Below are 21,080 nucleotides of genomic sequence, written 5' to 3' on the forward strand. Positions count from 1 at the left end.
CTATCCATGCTGAATAATCTTTTTGAAACTTTCAATAGAGTTAAATGAAGTCGGCACCAATTCCCAAATTTTTTTATCTTCAAAGTACCCTAAGTCCTCAGAATCCACATTTGGGAATATCGCTGATGTTTCTACAGGCTTCGGCTTAAGCATTCCATTACCATTTAAAACTAAATTAATCTTTGCCCAATCGTCAAAGAAATATTCTTGAAGCTGTGGAATAACTTTCTGCTTAAAAATGTTTGAGAGATTGTCTAAAGTTGGCTGTTGCTCTAGGCTCATAAAATTAGCGTGACCTAGGCAATGATCACGATCAAGCAATATTTCAATACGTTGATTGATAACCGTTAATAATTTTTGGATATTAACCTCATCAACCGTTATTTTTGCCAACAACTCTGGTTTCGGCGGCATTTCAATGAAGGTAAAACGACGACGTAATGCGATATCTAAACCTGTTAATGAGCGGTCAGAAGAATTCATCGTACCGATAATGTAGAGGTTATTTGGTACTGTAAATTCTCTCTTCGAGTATGGCAAAACAACTGATAACTCTTCACTAGCTCCAGCACGTTTTGAATCCTCAATCAAAGTAATAAGTTCACCAAAAATTCGAGAAATATTACCACGGTTAATTTCATCAATAATCAAAACGTGATTCTGATCATTTTTATTGATTTGGACTGGTTTTACTTTAGGTTTTAAAAACTCAGCGACTGCTTTTATATAGCTTCGATTATAAGCATTCTCAATTTGCTCACCTGAAAGCAAGCTTTTAATTTTACCTATATTTGCATAATAAGTAGCTTTCGCTTCTGAAGCTAATGGCTGACATTGTAGGGTTACACCACTACCAACATAACTTACTTTGAACTTTTTATTTTGTTGAGTATAGAGTTCTAATGGAGTTTCGGTAATTTCATCAAGAAATTTTTCTACTATTTCATCTATAGATTCTGCTTGTTGAGAAACGCCTGTAGCATTTTTACATATATCTTTAAAAACTCCAGATTTTACGTTGTATGTTAAGTTCCCTTGATCATCAGTTTCAGCTTGAATTCCTTCCACAAAATCTTCATAACTAAAGCTTTGATGAAACGTTACAAACTTAATTCGGCCCTGATTTTTATATTCATCAAATCTTTCTTTTAATTTTTCACGCTTTTCATCTTTTAATTCTTCAAGTGACTTATCTTCAATAATTGAAAGTGCATGATTGATTGTATTGAAGGTTTTACCAGTGCCCGCAGCACCAAATAAAATACGGTTTAAAGTTTGCGCTATTAGCTTATTTGGCATTTCTTTACCTAATCCCATTTTATTCGATTTACTACGGATATGATCTACATGAGAAAACTCATCAAACCAATCACAAATTTTCTGTAATTGATGTAATGAACTAGGACTAATTTGGAAAAAGCTATCATTTACTCTTAATGATTTGGTATTAGCATTTAAATTATGATTAGGACTATCGCCAATACCTCTAAATTTACATTGTTCCAATGCAATAACTTGTTCAGGAGGTTTATCTTTCAAAAACAAGCGGATGGTATTTGTAGACAGATTCCCTGTTTCTAAAGCTAACTCTTTGTCTAATTCATTTATACATAAAAAAATCTTTTGGGTTTTCTGTTCATTATTTGGATATCTAGATTTCAAATAATCAAGCACTTTTTGTGCTGTAAAATCATTACTTTTTAAATCATCTTTTAAAGCAATCTCAGTACACAGATCATCATAAGTTAGTCCAAATTTTTGAATTTCTTCCACACTCCATGCTACCAAATCATCTAAAGATTTTCCAAGCCCTTCTTCTACTGATAACATTGAAACTATTGGTGAATTATTAAACTCACCTCTTATTTCTTCATATCTGTTACGTAACTTATTATTAGCATTAACAGTATCTATTTTCAGAATAAACCCTAAATTACCATCTATACCAACGGTAAAAGCTAATTCTTTTGGAGAATCTTTTTCAGGATAAATTTTCGCCCATGTATAAGGTTTAAATTTTCTACTTTGATCAAGTGGACTATTTCGAAAATCTAGTTTCCCAGAAGGAAATTGTTTTTTAAGAACCTCCTCTCCCCAAGTTTTAGTCAAACTATTTGCTTCTTTTAATTTTTCATATTCCAAATTTTGGGTTTGGTCATCTTTATTTCTTATTTTATTTTGCAACTTTTCCAACAAATCAAAGTGCTCTTCTTGGAAATACACACTCATGCTTATTTATTCCCCTTTACTAGAACTGCCTAAATTAAAAAATTAACTTCTAAAGTTCAGATTTACTCGCTAATACATCATAAATAATATTCGCAAACTGGCGCATTTTAGATGGATCGCTCATCAACTGCATAGTTTGTTCATTATGTGCAGTATTACTATCTAAAACAGCATCATCTAAAGCACTATCAAACTCACCCAACATTGCTTGTTCACGAGTATTATTTTGAATTTGTTTCATCATTTTAGTGTTTTCAGACATCTTGTCTGCTACCGTATATACATAATTAATCATGTCCTGATCTGTCAGCTTATCGGTAATAAATACTTCATTTACACACTGCAAGATGACTGATAAAAATTCTTCATTTTTATTTTTTGGCTTTGCCGTACCCAAATCATTAGCTGGTTCTAATTTATGTTCAGTACTATTGGCTTTAAGTTGGATATCCTGCTGCCGAATCTTAGAGAGTCGATAATGGCTCATAGCAACATTACTTAAGTCAATCACATCTTCATCAGCCGCTTGCTCACGCAATAAAGGACGTAAGTTACGAGCGAATAAACTGATTTTTTCGAGTTCTTTATCGTTATATTCTACAATCTGCGACATAAAGTCATAAAAGCGCGTAAAACTACCTAAATCCTTTTTAAAGATTTCGAGTGCATCACGTGCTTTTATCGCTTCGGCAAATTCATTTTCAGCATTAGCAATTAAAACGGGTTCGCCTGTTCGCTTAGTAATTTCCAAACGATTTTTTGTCACATCATAATCATTGATTGCTTTCGTATAGCTTTGCTGCCAACGTTGCATCGCGGGTTTACAAATATTGGCGAGTGCAGCATTCGATTTATTTTTGCTATAGAAAGCATCAACAAATTGCTCAACTTCAGTCATGAGGAAAATACGTGCTGCTTTAAGTTTTTCAGCTAAGTCATAGACAATATCAGGATTAGAAACGTCTGCTAGTTCTGCTGTTTGGTAATAAGGTTGGAACGCACCCAAAATATCTTGCGGATCGTTAAAGAAATCCAGTACAAATGTGCCGGACTCTGCCTTACCAGAATAGATACGATTTAAGCGTGATAAGGTTTGTACGCATTCCACACCACCTAATTTTTTATCGACGTACATGGCGCAAAGTTTTGGTTGATCAAAACCTGTTTGGAACTTATTTGCCACAATCATTACTTGAAAGTCATCACTGTCAAATGCCTTACGCATTTCACGGCCTTTCAAGTTCAAATTCATATTGCTTTCAGTAAATTTTTTCCCAAGCAAATGACTACTATCTGCATCATTTTCTGAAAACTCAACCTCACCTGAAAATGCCACCATCGCTTGAATATTGGCATAATTTTGTTCAGCCACATATTTATCAAAGGCTTGCTTATAGCGTACAGCTTCTTTACGTGAACTCGTTACCACCATCGCTTTTGCTTGGCCACCCAATAGGCCCATTATATTCTTTTTAAAATGCTCAATGATCACACGTACTTTTTGAGAAATATTATGGTCATGTAAACGTACCCATTGATTCAGTTTAATCTTGGCTTTTTTTGCATCGACCTGATCGTCTTTTTCTTCAATTTTCTGCTTTAACTTATATATGACTTTATAGTTTGTATAGTTTTTTAAGACATCCAAAATAAAGCCTTCTTCAATTGCTTGGCGCATTGAATAGACATGGTAGGCTTCGGGTTTATTGGTTTTGGATGGCGGTAGTTCAGGATTTGGCAAACGTCCAAATAGCTGGAGCGTTTTATCTTTTGGTGTTGCAGTAAAGGCATAGAAACTTAAATTCTGGCTACCTTTACGTGATGCCATGACCGCATCGAGCACATCTTCTGAAGAGAGTTGATCATCCTCATCACGCTCCTCAAGCATCAAAGTTTCTTTTAGCTGGCGTGCAGTTGAACCACTTTGCGAAGAATGTGCTTCATCGGCAATTACGGCATATTTACGTTCTTTTAAGCTGGTACTATTTTCAATAGCACGCAGTACAAATGGGAAAGTTTGAATGGTCACAATAATAATTGGCTGCGCCATCTCTAAAGCTTTTGCCAATTTTTCAGATTTGGAACCATCACCTTCTTTATTATTAATTCGTCCGACCACACCGTCAGCATGTTCAAACTGATAAATCGTATCTTGTAGCTGTGCATCGAGAATCGTTCGGTCAGTCACTACAATCACTGAATCGAACATTTTTTTATTGTTAGCATCATATAGGCTAGACAGTTGATGTGCGGTCCATGCAATTGAATTAGATTTACCTGAACCTGCACTGTGCTGGATCAGATATTTTTGTCCTGTACCTTCTGCCAAGGAGTCTTCGACTAATTTGGTCACGACTTTCCACTGGTGATAACGTGGAAAAATCAGGCTTTCTTTTTTATATTTTCGCCCTTCCCAATCTTCTTTTTCTTCAATCTGTAAATGTATAAAGTTACCAATAATATTAAGCAAGCTATCTGGGGTTAGAACCTCATTCCATAGATAACCTGTTGCATATTTATTTTTATCGTCAGGGACATCATTACCTGCACCTTGTTCTTTGGTGCCTTTGTTAAATGGCAAGAAATAGGTACTGTCGCCATTGAGATGAGTTGCCATATAGACTTCATACTGACTCACCGCAAAATGCACCAATGCACCGCGTTTAAAGGTCAATAACGGTTCTGGCTTATTGGTTTCAGGGTCTTTTGGCAGGCGTGTTTTTTTATACTGTGCCATGGCATTTTGTACGGCTTGTTTAAATTCTGACTTTAGTTCTAGCGTTGCGACTGGAAAACCATTAATAAACAGGACTAAATCGATGCGCCATTTTTTTGCTTGTTTACCTGTCGCTTCGAGTTCGGCTTTGTTGGCATATGGGCTATATACTAATTCAGGTACAACACGACAAATATTCTGTTTATAAATTTCATTGAGTTCAGGGTTTAAACCATGCTCAGGTTTAAACTGGCAAAATGAAAAACGTGTACCACGAGTTTTCAGTCCATGACGCAATACGCCCAAAGTCCCGTAACTGCGGGATTCAATATCGGTGGCGTTAATGTCCGCTTTTTTAAGCTGTGCCACTACGGTGTCTAAGAAATGACGTTCCGTATCATTGGGAAAAATGCTTTTAAATTTCTGCCATTCTTTAGCTTGAGTAGTTTGGACAAAAGTTAAAATGTCTTGTTCGTATAAAGCTTTTTCGCGGTTATAGCTCTGCGGTGAACCCACCTGCCACCCATGGCTCTGCATTTGTGCAATGATGTCTTGTTGAAAAATCGTTTCTAAAGTTGCATCCGATCTCATGCACTTAACTCCATGTTATCTTGATTATTATTCTTATTTGGGATTTGCCAATGACGAACGTCAATTTTACCTGTCACAGCTGCTGAAATAAGTGCTGTACGGCGTTCTGTAAGAAGATTTTTTTGATTCTCAGCAGAAAGCATAAGCTTTTCAAATTTACTAGACTCATTCTCTACGTAGTTGGCTATATCAATTTGTTCTTTAATCGGAGGTATAACTACGCTTAACTCTTTTACAGTTTCTATTGATACTTCACTAAAAGTACTACCTTGTTTACTTAATCCCCAATATTGATCAACTGCATTAGATTTAAAAAACCAAACTAGAAAATCAGACCGTAGCAAATGATTTGGAATAATACGTGCTATACCTCTTGATAAATTGACGCCTTTAAAACTCATAGGTACAACAAATGCAGCACCTATTGATGCTCTAATTCCCAAAATAACTTCACCACCTTCTAATCTTGATCTTGGGTAATTACTCTCAATAGATAATGAGGTCTTTTGGAAATCCTCAAGTTCAAAACTGCCTTTAGATATATTCGTTGTTTGAATGAAAGGAATACCTTCATCAAGTGCCTCTCCCGGTTGAACAATCCCATAAGAAATAGAAGAACCATATCTAATAAGTTGTTTCAGTCTAGGTATTTTCCAATGCTCAGGCACTTCACCTAACCATTCCACACCTGAATTTTTCATCGGTACATTCGGATTTAAGCCTTTGGTCACCGCATGACTAATTACCGCTTGGCGTTTTTCTTTTAGCAGTTCAATCAGTTTTTCTTGTTTGGCAATGAGGGTGTCAATTTGTGCGGTTTCATGGTCGAGAAAATCAACAATATGATTCTGCTCTTTGACTGTCGGAAGCGAAAATTCAAAATTTAGAAATTGTGGCAATCTTAAAGAATCAACCGTTGATTTTGCATTACCCCCTAAAGCCACCTTATAAAAATTTGAAGATAGATAGTAGTAAACAAATCTACCTGTCACAGCCCCAAAGTCATAAAGCATGTACACACGCTGATGGAAATCAAATTTACCTTTATAGTAATGATAAACCTTGCCTACACCTACACCATCACCCGCAGTCAAAACAGCTTCACAATCAGCCCCAATACTATTAATTCTTTCAACTGTCTGAGATCTCACAAAGAAAGGATATTTCCCATCTTCAACCGCATTCACTGTATCTTTACTACCAGTTGTAACCTTACATAAATATTTAAGTTTCTTTACTTGCCAACTTTTGGGAATCGCCCCCAACCACTCCACACCCGAATCTTTATATTCAGCGTACTTTTGATACTTCACCATTAAGAATGCACCTCTTGTAGAAGTTGCATAATTTCACGGCTCACAGCATCCAAATCGGCATCAATCTCTGCTAAATCGCGTGGCGGTTCATACACATAAAAATGACGGTTAAATGGAATCTCATAACCGACTATGCCAATTTCTCCATCCTGTGCATCTCGCTTATCGGCATTGATCCACGCATCTGGCACATGCGGTTGTACTTCACGTTTAAAATAAGACTCTATTAAATCGGTGGTGCTTTGGCTTGGATCAAGCGAAATGTTTTCCGCATCACGTAAGTCACCATCCTGTACAAACTCAACCACTTTGCCCTTATAACTAAACTGACCATATAGCGAATTTTCTTGCGCTTTAATGACTTTACTAGTCACAGGTTCAGCTTCAGGATTTTTCCAAGTGACGGCATCCAAGAACTGCTTTTTCTCTTTGGCTTCGAGTTTAATATTGATGTCTTTTAAAGCATGTTTGAGTAGCTCATCAAAGACGTTAAAATCGTCATACGGCGCCGTACCAATTTTGGTTTGTAAGCTTTTCGCTTTACGCATAAGCGCACGTTGCTCTAACCAGAGTTTTGGCTCAAGTACGGTTTTAATATCTTTTTCTTTTAGTTCGCTAAATTCAGCTTTGATTAATGCACGAATTTCAACGTGTTGATCATCACTCAATTGCCCATAACTCGTTTCAGTCCATTCTTTGCCATAGCTTTCATAGACTTTTTGCATCACCATATTAAACGGCTTTGGCGCAAAACGTAAACTTGCAATTCGTTCATCAGACAATTGCGCTGATAAACGTAATGGGCGTTCAATGGTGACGCGACGATAGCCAAATTCATAACTGTTAAAAATTTTGCTTGAGAATGGTTTTTGCTGTTCACTTTCACCATCTAAAGTCAGTGTATCTACCGTTTCAAACGCGCCATAGTTTTGGGTAATAGTCTTGATTTCTGCATCTGTCAGATAGTTACGCTTCGAGCCAAGTGACTTACGCATTTTCGAACTGAGGTTCGACGCATTAATTAAATGCACTTTGCCTTTACGTTCAATATCTTTCTTATTGCTAAGTACCCAAACATAAGTCGCAATACCTGTGTTATAGAACATGTCTGTAGGTAAGGCGATAATCGCTTCAAGCAAATCCGCTTCTAAAATATAACGACGGATTTCACTTTCACCACTGCCTGCACTACCTGTAAACAAAGGTGAACCATTTAAGATGATACCAATTCGACTACCTTGATCATTACCCTGATCTGGCTGACGCATTTTACTGATTAAATGCATCAGGAATAATAGTGAACCATCAGACACACGGGGTAAACCAGCTCCGAAACGGCCATTAAAGCCCTTTTGTTGATGCTCATCTTTAATTTCATCTTCGATCTTTTTCCAGTCCACCCCAAATGGCGGATTTGACAACATATAGTCAAACTTTTCATAAGTGAGCTGATCGTTAGATAAGGTATTTCCTAGCTTAATATTACGGACATCTTGTCCTTTAATTAGCATATCTGCTTTACAAATAGCATAGGACTCTGGATTAAGTTCCTGACCAAAAACACGCATCACCGCTTCAGGATTATGCTCATAAACATATTCTGTACCCGAAGATAAGAAACCACCTGTCCCAGCAGTTGGGTCATAAATGGTTCGAATCACACCCTCTTTATTTAAGGCATCATCATCTTGGCTAAAAATCAAACCTGTGGTAAGTCGTACAATATCTCGTGGAGTAAAATGCTCGCCTGCTGTTTCATTTGAACTTTCAGCAAAACGTCGAATAAGCTCTTCAAATACTAAGCCCATATCATGATTAGAAATATTTTCTGGACTTAAATCGGTTGAAGCAAATTTCTGAACGACTTTATAAAGTAAGTTTGCATCATCCAGTAAACCCGTAAATTCATCAAACTTAAAATGTTCAAAGATTTCACGCGCATCTTTTGAAAAGTGCTGGATGTAATTACCAAGATTTGCTCGAATATTCTTTTGCCCTAGGCTACTCAAGTCAAGCTCTGAAGTATTAAAAAAAGATAGGCCCTGTGTTGCCTTTAGTAACATTTTTTCTTTTGCTTCTTCTGGTAAAGGCATCGCCTTCACTTTCTCATTTGCCTCTAAGACACTGGCTTTACTAGACTCAAACACACATTCTAAACGACGTAGTAATGTAAAAGGTAAAATTACTCTCCCATATTGTGACTGCTTAAAATCCCCTCGTAATAGGTCAGCAACAGACCAAATAAAAGCAGCAACCTGAGAAAAGTTTGTATTTGTCATTTTTACTAAAACCTTGTGTACAACCGTTAATTTTAATTGGTCAATAAAAAGGCCCCAAATAATTAAATTTGGGGCCTTTTCGAATTTTGGTGGAGATGGCGGGAGTTGAACCCGCGTCCGCCAGCATTACGCTCGAGAATACTACATGCTTAGATATCGTCTATTGTTTTAACACCTTGTGACCCGACGAACAGGGTACAAGTTGCGATCCTCTAAGTTTGGTATAAAGCCCCGAGGCTTGACTCTATACGGACTTGTGTGCGTGCGCTACGGTCGGGTTCCTAAACCACAAGTATTCTAGGAAGCGGACAAACTGCCCTTAGGCAGCTAGAGCGTAAGTTTCGTCGTTTGCGACTAAAATATGCAAATTTGATTTACGAGAGAAAATGCGCTCTCGGCATGCATCTATGAGTTTCATCACCAGCGTCGAAGCCAATAACATCCCCATGAATGTATGAGCATCATAGCATAACTAAAATAAAATACTGTGCATTTTATCAACAGTCCGCTACTGATGAACATATTTACATAATGGAGAGCCTTTTATTTTTTTCAAGGGCCTCATAAAAAAGCTGCCAAAAAAGACAGCTTTTTTTAAAGTGTGGTCTATAAAGCACCATTGCCTAACACAATACCTTCACGGCGTGGGTCTACCCCACCTGCGTATTTACTTTGATTATTAATATTTACTTTCATAATCGTTGAAATACCGCTGGTTTGCGCAGTGTTGGCAACGCCATGCCCTTTTGCTTTTAAGCCTTCGATCAAATCAAGCAAAGAAAGCTGCACATTCGAGCTATCTACATTGGTGTTTTTGCTATTGGTCGCGCCAAAGTTTACAAGCGAGGTGGCTTGCTGTGCGTTTAAGTTCCAGTCCAGCGCACCCACCAACGTTTTAACCACATATTGAATGATTGTGCCGCCACCTGGTGAACCTGTTGCCATATAAAACTCATCTGGCGTAGTGCCTTTAAACACTAAAGTTGGCGCCATGGTACTCCGTGGGCGTTTGCCCCCTTCTACACGGTTGGCAACCAGTGCTCCAGTACTATCAAGCGGGTTAGCGCTAAAGTCAGTTAACTGGTTCGACAGCAAGAAACCATCCACCATGTGGAATGAACCCATGCTCGATTCAACAGTCGATGTCATTGAAACCACATTGCCATAGGCATCTACAATTGTGAACTGAGTTGTTCCGTGTTCAACAGTGGTGTCGACACCCGAAGCTGGATTAAAATTACCCGCTGGTGCAACGCCCATACTTTGGTTCGGGTTAATCAATGCTGCACGTTGTTTTAAATAATTTTTATCAATAAAGCTTGCAATACCCTGTGCTGGTAAAGCGACAAAGTCAGTATCTGCCACATATTTATCGCGGTCGGCGTAGGCCAAACGCTCTGCCTCAGACACTAAATGCACACCCATCACATCCGGCACACCACCTTCATTTTCAGGGTTTTTAGGTGGATAGAGCGACATATCAAAGTTTTCTAAAATACCTAACGTTTGCGCAACTGCAATCCCTCCCGAAGATGGAGGTGGCATGGTACACACATAGTAACGGTCACGGTACGTCGTACAAATCGGGTCGCGTTTTTTAACCTGATAGTTCGATAAATCCTGCAAAGTCATTAAGCTTGGGGTAATTGGAGTTCGTGCTGGGTCATCCCCCATCGTCTGGCCTGCTTTTGCCACAATGGCTTGTGCAATCGGCCCCGTGTGCAGTGCATTTGCGCCTTGCGTGGCAAGTGCTTCTAGGGTTTTTGCGTAGGCTTTATTGGTCATGGTTTCACCAACTTTGCGTGGTGAACCATCTGTGTAGAAATAAGTTGCCATTGCATTTGCATCAAGCGCCAAGCTGTTTGCATTACTTGCAATCGCATCTGCTAAACGGCCCGGAATGCGGAAACCGTTGTCAGCCAAACCAATCGCTTCACCAAAGAGTTGGTTCCACTTAAGCTTGCCATGTTCTTTTTGTGCTTGTTCTAGCAAACGCATCACACCCGGCACACCAATCGAGCGACCACTACGGCGCGCGCTTGGCACTGGTGCAGGTGAATTTGGGTCATATATATCTTGGCGAATTAAATAATATTCATTGGCTGCGGCTGGTGCGGTTTCACGGCCATCGTAAGCCGTGACTTTTTTGGTTTTGGCATCGTAATACATCATAAAACCACTACCCGCAATCGTGCTCGACTGTGGCTCGACCAAACCGAGCACCGCTTGTACCGCAACGGCGGCATCGACTGCGCTACCGCCTGCTCTTAAAACATCACAGCCTGCTTTTACCGCAAGTGGTGTGTTTGCCACCACCATATATTTATCTGCGTATTTAACCGTGTTACCGAGTCTATAACCCGATGCACCCTCAGGCGCGGCTGGGTCACCATTTTGGTTGGAACCGACCACCACGCTTGAACCGTCTTGTGCCAGTTTGCTACAACTGGTGGGGTCATTATCTACAATTAAATTGGGCGGGGTTGTATTTGAATCATCCTTGGGCTGATCTGACGAGGAGTCATCTCCACATCCTTGTAATAAACCGACTGCTAATAAACTACTGAACAAAAATGAATATCTTTTATTCACGTGATAACTCCAATATATACGCCTGCCTATCCATGCAATTGCCATGCAAGCTTCTTTGTTTTCAGGTATTAAGTTTTTTTAATCTTTGATAAAAATAAGGTTTTATAATATTGAATGTTTAAGGGCGTTTTATCCTGTGCCCTGTATTAAGCCTCCTTGCTTGATATCACACTCTTTTATAACTGATTTACCCGATTCTGGCATGCTTTATTTCGCTAAATACAGGCAAAATCTGCCATTTATAGACTCGCTCTATTTTTTAGTGGACCTAAAAAAAGCACCTCCGAAGAGATGCTTTTGATGTTTAGTGAGAAGGCATTCCGCCAACGTCCCCTTTGGGTTTTGGACACAGCCAAATGACCAGCCCCGCAAAAACAAATACCATCGCAAACAGCAAAAATACATGGTTTGCTGACATGGTAATGGCTTCTTTATCGACGAGGTTTGAAATGATTCCTAAGGTCGAGTCAGCCGTAAACCCATTTTGCGCAAGGTTATTTTGAACTTCGGCAGTATTTAGGTTTGACACCATTTCACTACGCGCAACTTTGGCGTGGTCATCCCACACCGTGACTGCAATTGAAGCACCAATCGCCCCTGCCATGGTTCTTAAAAAGTTCATTAAGCCCGCGGCAGATGCAATTTCTTGCTGCAACACCGAACCCAGTGCAATGTTCGACAGTGGAATAAAGAAGAACGGTACAGCAAAACCTTGTAGGATTTGTGGCCAAGCCAGTGCCATAAAGTCAGCATCTGTGGTCCAGAACGCCCGCATTAAGGTCACAGCACCCAGCAAAATCAGGCCAAAACTCGCAAGTGCTCGTGGGTCATGTTTGGTCGAAAGCTTTGCCACAATCGGTGACATGGTCAAACTACCAAAACCCATGGTTGCAGTTAAATAGCCGGCCCATGTCGCGGTGTAGGAAAGGTTCATTTGCAGCCACTGCGGAATCAGTACAATACTGCCAAAAAAAGCCCCAAAGCCCAGCGACAGTGCCAGTACCGAAATCGCAAAGCCCCTATGCCTAAAGACTTTCACATCCACGACGGGGTGCTTGTCGGTCAGCTCCCATATGAGGAACACCACAAAGCCAATGGCGGCAGTTAAAGCGAGTAGCACAATGCTGGTGCTGTTAAACCAGTCTCGTTCGTGCCCTAAGTCGAGCATAAGCTGTAGCGCACCAATCCAGAGTATTAACAGACCTAAACCAACAGTATCGATTCTTAAAGAAATCGTTTCTGTTTCGGCTGGTTTGAGCAAACGGATTGCCGCCAAAACACAAATAATGCCGACCGGTATGTTAATAAAGAAAATCCAGTGCCAAGACAGGTTGTCACTAATCAGACCACCCAAAATTGGTCCTAAAATTGGTCCAACCACTGTGGTCATTGCCCATAGGCCCATCGCCTGCGCATGCTTTTCTTTAGGGAAAATACGCATGAGCAAAGTTTGGCTGAGTGGCATAAGTGGGCCACCGCATAGACCTTGTCCAATACGGAAAAACACCAGCATGCCTAACGAGTTTGCTAAGCCGCACAAAAAAGAAAAAATGGTAAAACCAATCAGGCCAAAAATAAAAACCCGAACAGTTCCAAAGCGGCCCGCAAGCCAACCTGTTAAGGGTACACAAATCGCTTCTGCAACTGCATACGAGGTAACGACCCATGTCCCTTGTGTACTTGAAACAGCAAGGTTACCGGTAATGTGTGGTACAGATACGTTGGCAATGGTCGTATCCAGCACGACCATAAAGTTCGACAAGGCAATAACAAACGCTGCCAGTAATAAACGGCCACCGCTTAGTTCGGCAAAAGGTGTTTGCGTTTTCATAAGCGTTTACTTCGCAGATAAGTCGACTTTTGCTTCCATCGACAAGCCAACACGCAGTGGGTGTTCAGCAAGTTCTTTCGGGTCAAGTGCAATACGAACTGGTAAGCGTTGAACCACTTTAATCCAGTTGCCTGTTGCATTTTGAGCCGGAATTAAGGCAAAGGCAGAGCCTGTACCACCAGAGAAGCCCATCACTTTGCCGTGATATTCAACGTCATCGCCATATAAATCTGAAGTAAGGGTGACGATTTGACCCGGACGGACTTTTTTCAACTGACTTTCTTTAAAGTTCGCATCTACATATAAATCATTCAGCGGCACAATCATCATCATGCTGGTGCCGGGTGCAACACGTTGCCCGACTTGAATATTACGACGAGCCACTACGCCATCGACTGGTGCACGGATTACGGTACGTTCCAAATCAAGCTGAGCTTGTTCAACATGGGCTTGTGCAACTTGTACATCGGGGGTAGAAACTTCATTTACACCTTGAATTAAAGCTTCATTTGCAGCTAAGGTGCTTTCGGCAGCTTTACGGCTTGAAGACGCTTGTGCCAAACCTGCTTTGGCAAGCTCTAGCCCAGCTTTAGCTGTTTCAACTGCACTTTGTGCTTTAGTGAGTTCTTCTTTAGACACTGCACCAGACGCGGCAAGTTGCGCACGGCGGTTCAGCTCTAAAGCAGCTCTGTCGTAGTCAGCCTGTGCTTGAGCAACTTGCGCTTTAGCACTGTTAATTTCATCGGCACGCACCACAACTTGAGAGTTTAAAGAACTACTGTTTGCCGCAGTTTGTTTGTATTGGCGTTTTGCTTTGGCGAGCTCTGCCTCAGCTTGCGCCAGTGCAATTTTGGCATCACGATCATCAATACGAACCAGCACGTCACCACGATGTACTGTTTGGGTATCTTTTACCACAACCTGAGCGACCTGCCCGCTTACCATTGAAGTGATTTGAGCCGTTTCTGCACCGACATAGGCATTATCCGTACTCACGGAATGATTTAAAAATAATGCCCAGATTGCATATAAAATAGCGGCGATCAATAAAATCAGCGCAAAAAAACCAAGAAATTTTTTGCGCTTGTTTTGATTGTTGTCATCCGAGGCAGATGTGGTTGGCAGTGTTTCTTCTACATTGCTTTGTGCATCAGTCATGGTATGTTCCTAAAGATGGGTTGGCTTTGCCATCAATCTCGCACTACATCCTGTTATAGATTTTTATTTTTCTATAAACAAGACATACCGCATTGTCAAAAGGAGCTAATTTTAACGCTAAAACCTCACCATATGAGAATAAAAAAATACAACTAATGCGTTCGTTTTAATTAAATTGATGTTTATCTCAAAGTTTTTATCAAATATTCTTTTTTTTAATTAATAAAAAAAGCGCACATGGCGCTTATAAAAGTAAAAAATAATGAATTAATAGGCGTATGAAGCAATACCCGCAGCAATTGCTTTGCCTTCATCATTAACCATCGTCATACGCATGGTGCAGCCCTTGCGACCTAAACGCAGAACTTCGGCACGTGCAATAAAATATTTACCACGCCCTGGCGCCAAATAATCTACACGCATGTCGACTGTTGCCAAGCGAGTTACCTGTTTAATGGTTTCAGTCAAAGTTTCCGGCGTTGAACGGCGATATAGGTGTTCCATTGCCACAATACCGCCAATACTGTCGAGCAAAGTTGCCGCGACCCCACCATGCAAAACCTGAAAAGCCAAATTGCCAATCAGGTCGGGTTGCATTTCAACATAACCTTCAATGTGTCCATCGACCACACGCATAATCATTCCACTATGCTTAAAAAATGGACAGCTATTAAATGCCTTACATAATTGGTTGAGAACCACATTTAGGTCGGTTTTTGCGCCTAATTGTATGTTGCCAGTCCAATTCTTCTTCTCTTCACTCATACGTTGCCTAAATTCAAAAGCATGATAAACACCCATAATTTTGTACAAAACCAGCATTATGGGGCTACAATACAGCAGTCGGTTGACAGTAATGGAATATCCGCCAACCTAATCCTAGTGTAATACCGAACATCGAGATTGTTATGACTTATACGTTCAATCGTCCTGCATTTCCAGCCACTCGCATGCGTCGTATCCGTAAAAATGATCAGTTGCGTGCGATGGTTAGCGAAACACAGCTCACCACAAATCATTTGATTTATCCAGTATTTGTATTACCGGGACAAAATCAGACCCAAGATATTCCAAGTATGCCAAACATTCAGCGTTTGTCGGCAGATTTATTACTGAAAAAAGCTGAAAGACTTCTGGAATTGGGTGTATCAAAACTGGCTCTATTTCCAGTCACACCTCAAGAAGATAAAAGCCTAACCGCAGAAGCTGCATGGCATGAAGATGGTTTAGTCCAAACCACGTGCCGTTTACTAAAAAAAGAATTACCAGAAATGGTGTTAATTACTGATGGTGCGCTCGACCCGTACACCACGCATGGTCAAGATGGCATTATTGATGACACTGGCTATGTGCTCAATGACGAGACTGTAGAATGCTTGATTAAACAAGCATTAAGTCATGCCGAAGCGGGTGCTGAAGTGATTGCACCAAGTGACATGATGGATGGTCGTATTGGCGCTATTCGTCAGGCTTTAGAAGCCAATGGTCACATCTACACCAACATCATGGCCTACTCTGCGAAATATGCGTCTAGCTTCTATGGTCCGTTCCGTGATGCTGTTGGCTCTGCATCCAACCTAAAAGGTGGTAATAAATATAACTACCAGATGGACTTTGCCAACCGTGCCGAAGCATTACATGAAATCGCGCTTGATATTCAAGAAGGCGCCGACATGGTGATTGTAAAACCGGGCATGCCATATCTGGATGTGGTACGTGAAGTGAAAGATACTTTTGGTGTTCCGACATTCATTTATCAAGTGAGTGGCGAATACGCGATGTTAGCGGGTGCAATTCAAAATGGCTGGTTATCAGAATCAGTGATTTTAGAATCACTCATGTGCTGCCGCCGTGCAGGTGCAGATGGGATCTGGACCTACTTTGCAGAAACTGCTGCTCAAAAACTCAAGGAAATGAACTAAGTTCGCAGAGAAAGGATAACACTGCATGCATATTGCAATCATTGGCGCGGGCATAAGTGGATTGATGTCTGCGCTAGAGTTGGTTGAACAAGGCTGTACCGTCAGCATTTTTGATCAACAACAAGCGGGACAAGCAGCCTCTTGGGCTGGTGGAGGTATTCTCTCTCCGATGTACCCTTGGCGCTATGTGCATGCAGTGAATCAAATTGCTCAATTTGGTAAAGCATCTTATCAAGCATGGAACCAAAGACTCTCCCCTGTCACAGGTATTGATTTTGAAATTCATGACACAGGCATGTTGATTTTTGATGAGGAAGATTTTGACATCGGACTTTCCTACGCAAATCAACATCAAGAACCCATGCAACGCTGCGAATATTTACAGCGAGATGCCTTAGAGCAAGTCAATCCACATATTTCCGCTCAGTTTCAACAAGCCATTTATTTTCCTGAACTTTCTAATATTCGTAACCCGCGTGTATTACAATCACTCATTGTCTATTTAAAAAAACATCCAAATGTTGAGTTTTTTGAACACTCTGCTGTCAAAAAACTAATTCAATATGGCGATGTTATACAAGCCTTACAAACCGAAGATGGTCGCAAACATACAGCAGATCATTTTGTAATAACTTCGGGTGCTTGGAGCCATTACTGGAACTCACAATTACAACTCGAAATTCCAGTCGAACCTGTTCAAGGACAAATGTTATTATTTAAAACCCCAGCGAACTGGTTACCCACCATGTGTATGAATCGGGTGATGTATTTGATTCCCCGTATGGACGGTCATATCGTGTGTGGTTCTAGCATGGCACATCGTGGTTTTGACACCGCTACCGATGAAACCACCCAGCACAATATTTTAGAAGCGTGTCTGGACATGGTTCCTGAACTGGCAGATTTCCCGATCGTACAGCGCTGGGCAGGTCTCAGACCAAGTTCACCAAATGGTGTTCCATACATTGGCAAAATGCCTGAAATGGACAACCTATGGGCAAACTTTGGTCACTTTAGAAATGGGTTATGCATGGGCGCAGGCTCTGCACAATTGCTTCGTCAGCTTATGCTGGATCAACCAACTTTAGTTGATGCTAAAGCATATTCCCCAGAGCGTTTGAAAATCACTTCAACAGCATAACTTGAATAAAGTATGTACCCTAAAAACATCATATAAAATCAATTATCTAAGGTACGTGTGCTAAAAGTCACTCACAGCCTGTCCACACTTCAAATAGATATGGTTTGCAATTAATTCACTATCTTCTCTGCCATACGCTGTGCCTGCTTTCCATAAAACCAATAGGTAATTAAATAAAGCGGGATCGCTAACATTAAAAGCATAATGAGCATAATGCTTAAAAACTGAGGCTGTTTCAGGTAAAGCATAAAGTTTTGCAAAATCTCTGGGTCTTTTCTTGCAAACAAAAACAAGCCAAATAAAACACCACACAAGTTATAGCCCCAAAAAATCAGGGTAAAACCTAAAGTAAATTTCTTTTTTTCTTGTACAGTCGGTGCACGGCGTTCTTTCTTTAAAAATTTAAACAGGACAAAAATCATTGCGCCTAAATATGGAACGGCTGTTAAAATACCACCTACACTCGCTGGTAATAGTGCTGCAACTACACCTACAAGTAAGGTGAGTCCTATACATAAAGCAAAAAACCAGAGAAAGTAAGAGCGTAATTTGGTCATCTTTTTGCCTAATTTATGGGTTCAAAAATTAATTATAAATTTTTTTCGATTTTTTTTCATTTTTCTGTCAACCAATTCTAATCTCTTGACGTTATATAGGGTAATAAGGTCGCAGCAACCGAATACTTCCTTTGCACGGCATCCGCAAAATTGTTTCGGTGACCTTTCATTACGACTCTTTCTTACCTTCGGATTTGGTTTTGTTAGCAGCCTAAACCCTTGATGAAGTTTTTGACCGACGATTCTCTCATCACTCGAATCGTCGGTTTTTATTTTCTGGTACTTTCATTTATTTTACGCTCTGCATACACAATAAGTCTTTCTTGGTGATAAGCGCTATGCGTATACTTTTTACACCATAAAAATATGATTTAAATAATATGAACAGCATTGCCTATTTTGAAATTCAGTCTTCAAACCCAGCCCGAGATGCAGAGTTTTATCATATTGTATTTGGGTGGCAATTTAAATTAGATGAAAATTTACCCATTGAATATTACCGTATAGAAACACCCTCAATTATGGGTGGTCTCTTAAAACGTCCAGCACAAACTCCTCCAATGGAATATGGCACCAATGCATTTACCTGCTCCATTCAGGTCGAAAATTTTGATGAAGTTGCTGCAAAAATTTTAGCGCAAGGTGGTATTGTGGCAATGGATAAATTCGCCATTCCCGGTCGTGCTTGGCATGGTTACTTTGTCGATTTAGACCACAACGTTTTTGGTATTTTCCAAGTCGATGAAAATGCTGCTTAAAAATCTTATTTAACAAATTTATTTATTTTCTAATTTATAGCCACCGCCTTTTTATCGGTGGCTATTTACTATTTATTCTTCGGCAAAGCTAAAACTGGCTTCACAAGTAATTGGAAAATTAACCGAGTTGGCAATCATACATTCGTGATGCGCTTCTTCATGCAATTTTGCAGCAAGTGCTTGGTCAGCACCTTTTTCTAAAACAACCGCAGGCTTTAAAATAATGTGAGTAAAGTGACCACGTTTGACTGGATCAGCATCCTCCATAAATCCAAGTGCATGGTCGACATAACTCAGCACATGAATATGATTGACTGCGCATAGGTGTAAATACCAAAGCTTATGACAAGCTGATGCTGATGCAACTAATAAATCTTCTGGGTTCCATCTGGTCACATCGCCTAAATAGGCAGGGTCTGATGAGCCTTGAATGGTGATCTTTTGCGGATGTTGAATACTAAAGTCCCGTTTATATGAGCGATAAGATGAAGTCCCTGTTCCTGTGTTACCTTCCCATTGTATTTTTACTTCGTACTCATGAATGGTCATTTTTGTCTCAAAGTTATTTATTTGAGTTGATATTAACAAAACAAAAATTGGAATAAAAAATTAATTTAGATTGAATTTGAGGCTTAAATATCGAACGCTTTAACAGGTCTTGATAAAATCTCTCGCCAATTTATGCTAACGTATCTGTGTTTATCTTGGCTTGATGTCTGTTTCTATGTCCGTACATTTTCTACATACTTCTGACTGGCATTTGGGGCAGTTTTTTTATAATCATTCACGACACTACGAACACCAACAATTTTTAAGTTGGTTGCTCACTCAAATACAAGAAAAACAACCGCATGCCCTGCTCATTGCGGGAGATATTTTTGATGTGATTAATCCAGGTTCGCAAGCCCAAAAACAACTTTATCAATTTTTAGCAGATGCACATCGCCTTGCACCACACATGCAAACCCTCATGATTGCGGGTAATCATGACTCAGGCTACCGTATTGAACAAGTCGAGCCGCTATTAGAAAAATACAATGCAAAAACCGTGGGCGTTGTTCGCTGGAATGAAGATAAAACTCTAGATCTCGATCGTCTGCTTTTACCTATTTATAATCAAAATCAAGAAATTGTGGCATGGTGCCTTGCCCTGCCTTTTTTACGCTCGGCTGAAATTACGGGCTTTAATGAACATACCACTAACAGCAAAAATGCAATTGCCTATTTGCATGAGCAACTGATTGCCGAAGCAAAACGTCGTAAAACACCAGAGCAAGCGCTTATTTTGATGTCGCATGCGCATATGCAAGGTGGCGAAACTTCTGACTCTGAACGTCCAATTATTATTGGTAATGAAGAGGCACTTTCAACGACTTTGTTTGAAGATGCAATTGATTATGTGGCTTTAGGGCATTTGCATAAACCACAAAAAGTAGGTCAACCGCACATTCGTTATAGCGGCTCACCTATTCCACTTTCTTTTAGTGAAATTAACTATAAACACCAAGTGGTTGAGGTCAAAATTGACCCTACTCAAGACACAGATAACCGTCTGCAATTTGAAGCTGTAGAAATTCCACGTTGTATTCAGTTACACCGTATTCGTGGTGAATTAAACGATGTGCTGCAACAACTCAAAGCTTTGCCAAACGGTGTTATTGAAAATATTGACCACCGTGAATATGTCGATATTGAATATTATAGTTTAACGCCACCACAACCTAATTTACGCCAGCAGTTTGAAGCTGCCCTACCACCTGATCGCTATCGTTTAGTGCGTATTTCACGTCAATATGTGATCCAAGATGCTTCGGACACCGATACCTCTCAGCACATTGCACTTGAACCACCAACACCAGAAAAGCTGTTTCAAAATATATGGGAAAAACAAGGCTACAACGCAGATGATGCAGTATTGAAAGATTTTCTGAGCCTAGTACAAGAAGCACAAAAACATCTTGAAAATGATTCAAGCCATTAAGGACATGTC

The 21,080-nt window shown here is 40.1% G+C and carries 14 protein-coding genes and 1 other RNA gene; 4 read left to right on the plus strand and 11 right to left on the minus strand.

Annotation, left to right across the window (positions count from 1 at the left end):
• The 9 genes from AC2117_RS19110 to AC2117_RS14290 form a co-directional block, all read right to left on the minus strand.
• On the minus strand, nt 1-2,229 hold the full coding sequence (locus tag AC2117_RS19110; RefSeq protein ID WP_227549205.1) for an McrB family protein: 2,229 nt from the start codon (nt 2,227-2,229) through the stop codon (nt 1-3).
• A 49-nt stretch (nt 2,230-2,278) separates the two neighbouring features.
• Nucleotides 2,279-5,536, minus strand: coding sequence for a type I restriction endonuclease subunit R (locus AC2117_RS14255; RefSeq protein WP_133974991.1), 3,258 nt, complete (start codon nt 5,534-5,536; stop codon nt 2,279-2,281).
• The gene (locus AC2117_RS14260; RefSeq protein WP_133974993.1) at nt 5,533-6,852 is read right to left on the minus strand and encodes a restriction endonuclease subunit S; all 1,320 of its coding nucleotides are present in this window, start codon (nt 6,850-6,852) and stop codon (nt 5,533-5,535) included. The genes AC2117_RS14255 and AC2117_RS14260 overlap by 4 nt, the downstream gene beginning before the upstream one ends.
• On the minus strand, nt 6,852-9,131 hold the full coding sequence (locus AC2117_RS14265; RefSeq protein WP_133974995.1) for a type I restriction-modification system subunit M: 2,280 nt from the start codon (nt 9,129-9,131) through the stop codon (nt 6,852-6,854). The genes AC2117_RS14260 and AC2117_RS14265 overlap by 1 nt, the downstream gene beginning before the upstream one ends.
• Nucleotides 9,132-9,218: 87 nt before the next feature.
• Nucleotides 9,219-9,577: a transfer-messenger RNA gene (gene ssrA, locus AC2117_RS14270) on the minus strand.
• A gap of 160 nt (nt 9,578-9,737) precedes the next feature.
• Nucleotides 9,738-11,723, minus strand: coding sequence for a gamma-glutamyltransferase (ggt, locus tag AC2117_RS14275; RefSeq protein WP_133974997.1), 1,986 nt, complete (start codon nt 11,721-11,723; stop codon nt 9,738-9,740).
• A gap of 304 nt (nt 11,724-12,027) precedes the next feature.
• Nucleotides 12,028-13,554 carry a DHA2 family efflux MFS transporter permease subunit gene (locus AC2117_RS14280; RefSeq protein WP_133974999.1) on the minus strand — a complete coding sequence of 509 codons (1,527 nt, stop codon included), beginning with the start codon at nt 13,552-13,554 and terminating at the stop codon, nt 12,028-12,030.
• 6 nt (nt 13,555-13,560) lie between these two features.
• The gene (locus AC2117_RS14285; protein WP_133975001.1) at nt 13,561-14,712 is read right to left on the minus strand and encodes an EmrA/EmrK family multidrug efflux transporter periplasmic adaptor subunit; all 1,152 of its coding nucleotides are present in this window, start codon (nt 14,710-14,712) and stop codon (nt 13,561-13,563) included.
• A gap of 267 nt (nt 14,713-14,979) precedes the next feature.
• Nucleotides 14,980-15,477: a thioesterase family protein gene (locus tag AC2117_RS14290; protein ID WP_042897773.1), complete on the minus strand. Its 498-nt coding sequence runs from the start codon at nt 15,475-15,477 to the stop codon at nt 14,980-14,982.
• A gap of 143 nt (nt 15,478-15,620) precedes the next feature.
• Here AC2117_RS14290 and hemB point away from each other — a divergent pair, with 143 nt between their 5' ends.
• Both hemB and AC2117_RS14300 read left to right on the plus strand, forming a co-directional pair.
• A complete protein-coding gene (hemB, locus tag AC2117_RS14295; protein WP_133975003.1) occupies nt 15,621-16,634 on the plus strand; it encodes a porphobilinogen synthase in 1,014 nt (337 codons plus the stop codon).
• A 25-nt stretch (nt 16,635-16,659) separates the two neighbouring features.
• The gene (locus AC2117_RS14300; protein ID WP_133975005.1) at nt 16,660-17,775 is read left to right on the plus strand and encodes an NAD(P)/FAD-dependent oxidoreductase; all 1,116 of its coding nucleotides are present in this window, start codon (nt 16,660-16,662) and stop codon (nt 17,773-17,775) included.
• A gap of 110 nt (nt 17,776-17,885) precedes the next feature.
• On the opposite strand, the gene AC2117_RS14305 is transcribed toward AC2117_RS14300, so the two are convergent.
• Nucleotides 17,886-18,332: an ABZJ_00895 family protein gene (locus AC2117_RS14305; protein WP_133975007.1), complete on the minus strand. Its 447-nt coding sequence runs from the start codon at nt 18,330-18,332 to the stop codon at nt 17,886-17,888.
• A 380-nt stretch (nt 18,333-18,712) separates the two neighbouring features.
• Here AC2117_RS14305 and AC2117_RS14310 point away from each other — a divergent pair, with 380 nt between their 5' ends.
• Entirely contained in the window at nt 18,713-19,090 is a 378-nt protein-coding gene (locus AC2117_RS14310; RefSeq protein WP_133975009.1) for a VOC family protein, read from the plus strand.
• 72 nt (nt 19,091-19,162) lie between these two features.
• Here AC2117_RS14310 and AC2117_RS14315 read toward each other — a convergent pair whose 3' ends face one another.
• A complete protein-coding gene (locus AC2117_RS14315; RefSeq protein WP_197730927.1) occupies nt 19,163-19,639 on the minus strand; it encodes an OsmC family protein in 477 nt (158 codons plus the stop codon).
• A gap of 163 nt (nt 19,640-19,802) precedes the next feature.
• Between AC2117_RS14315 and AC2117_RS14320 the strand changes: the two genes are divergently transcribed.
• Nucleotides 19,803-21,071 carry an exonuclease SbcCD subunit D gene (locus AC2117_RS14320; protein ID WP_133975013.1) on the plus strand — a complete coding sequence of 423 codons (1,269 nt, stop codon included), beginning with the start codon at nt 19,803-19,805 and terminating at the stop codon, nt 21,069-21,071.
• The last annotated feature ends 9 nt before the right edge of the window (nt 21,072-21,080 follow it).

The sequence above is a fragment of the Acinetobacter calcoaceticus genome, assembly GCF_900520355.1.
GTDB classification, from domain to species: domain Bacteria; phylum Pseudomonadota; class Gammaproteobacteria; order Pseudomonadales; family Moraxellaceae; genus Acinetobacter; species Acinetobacter calcoaceticus_C.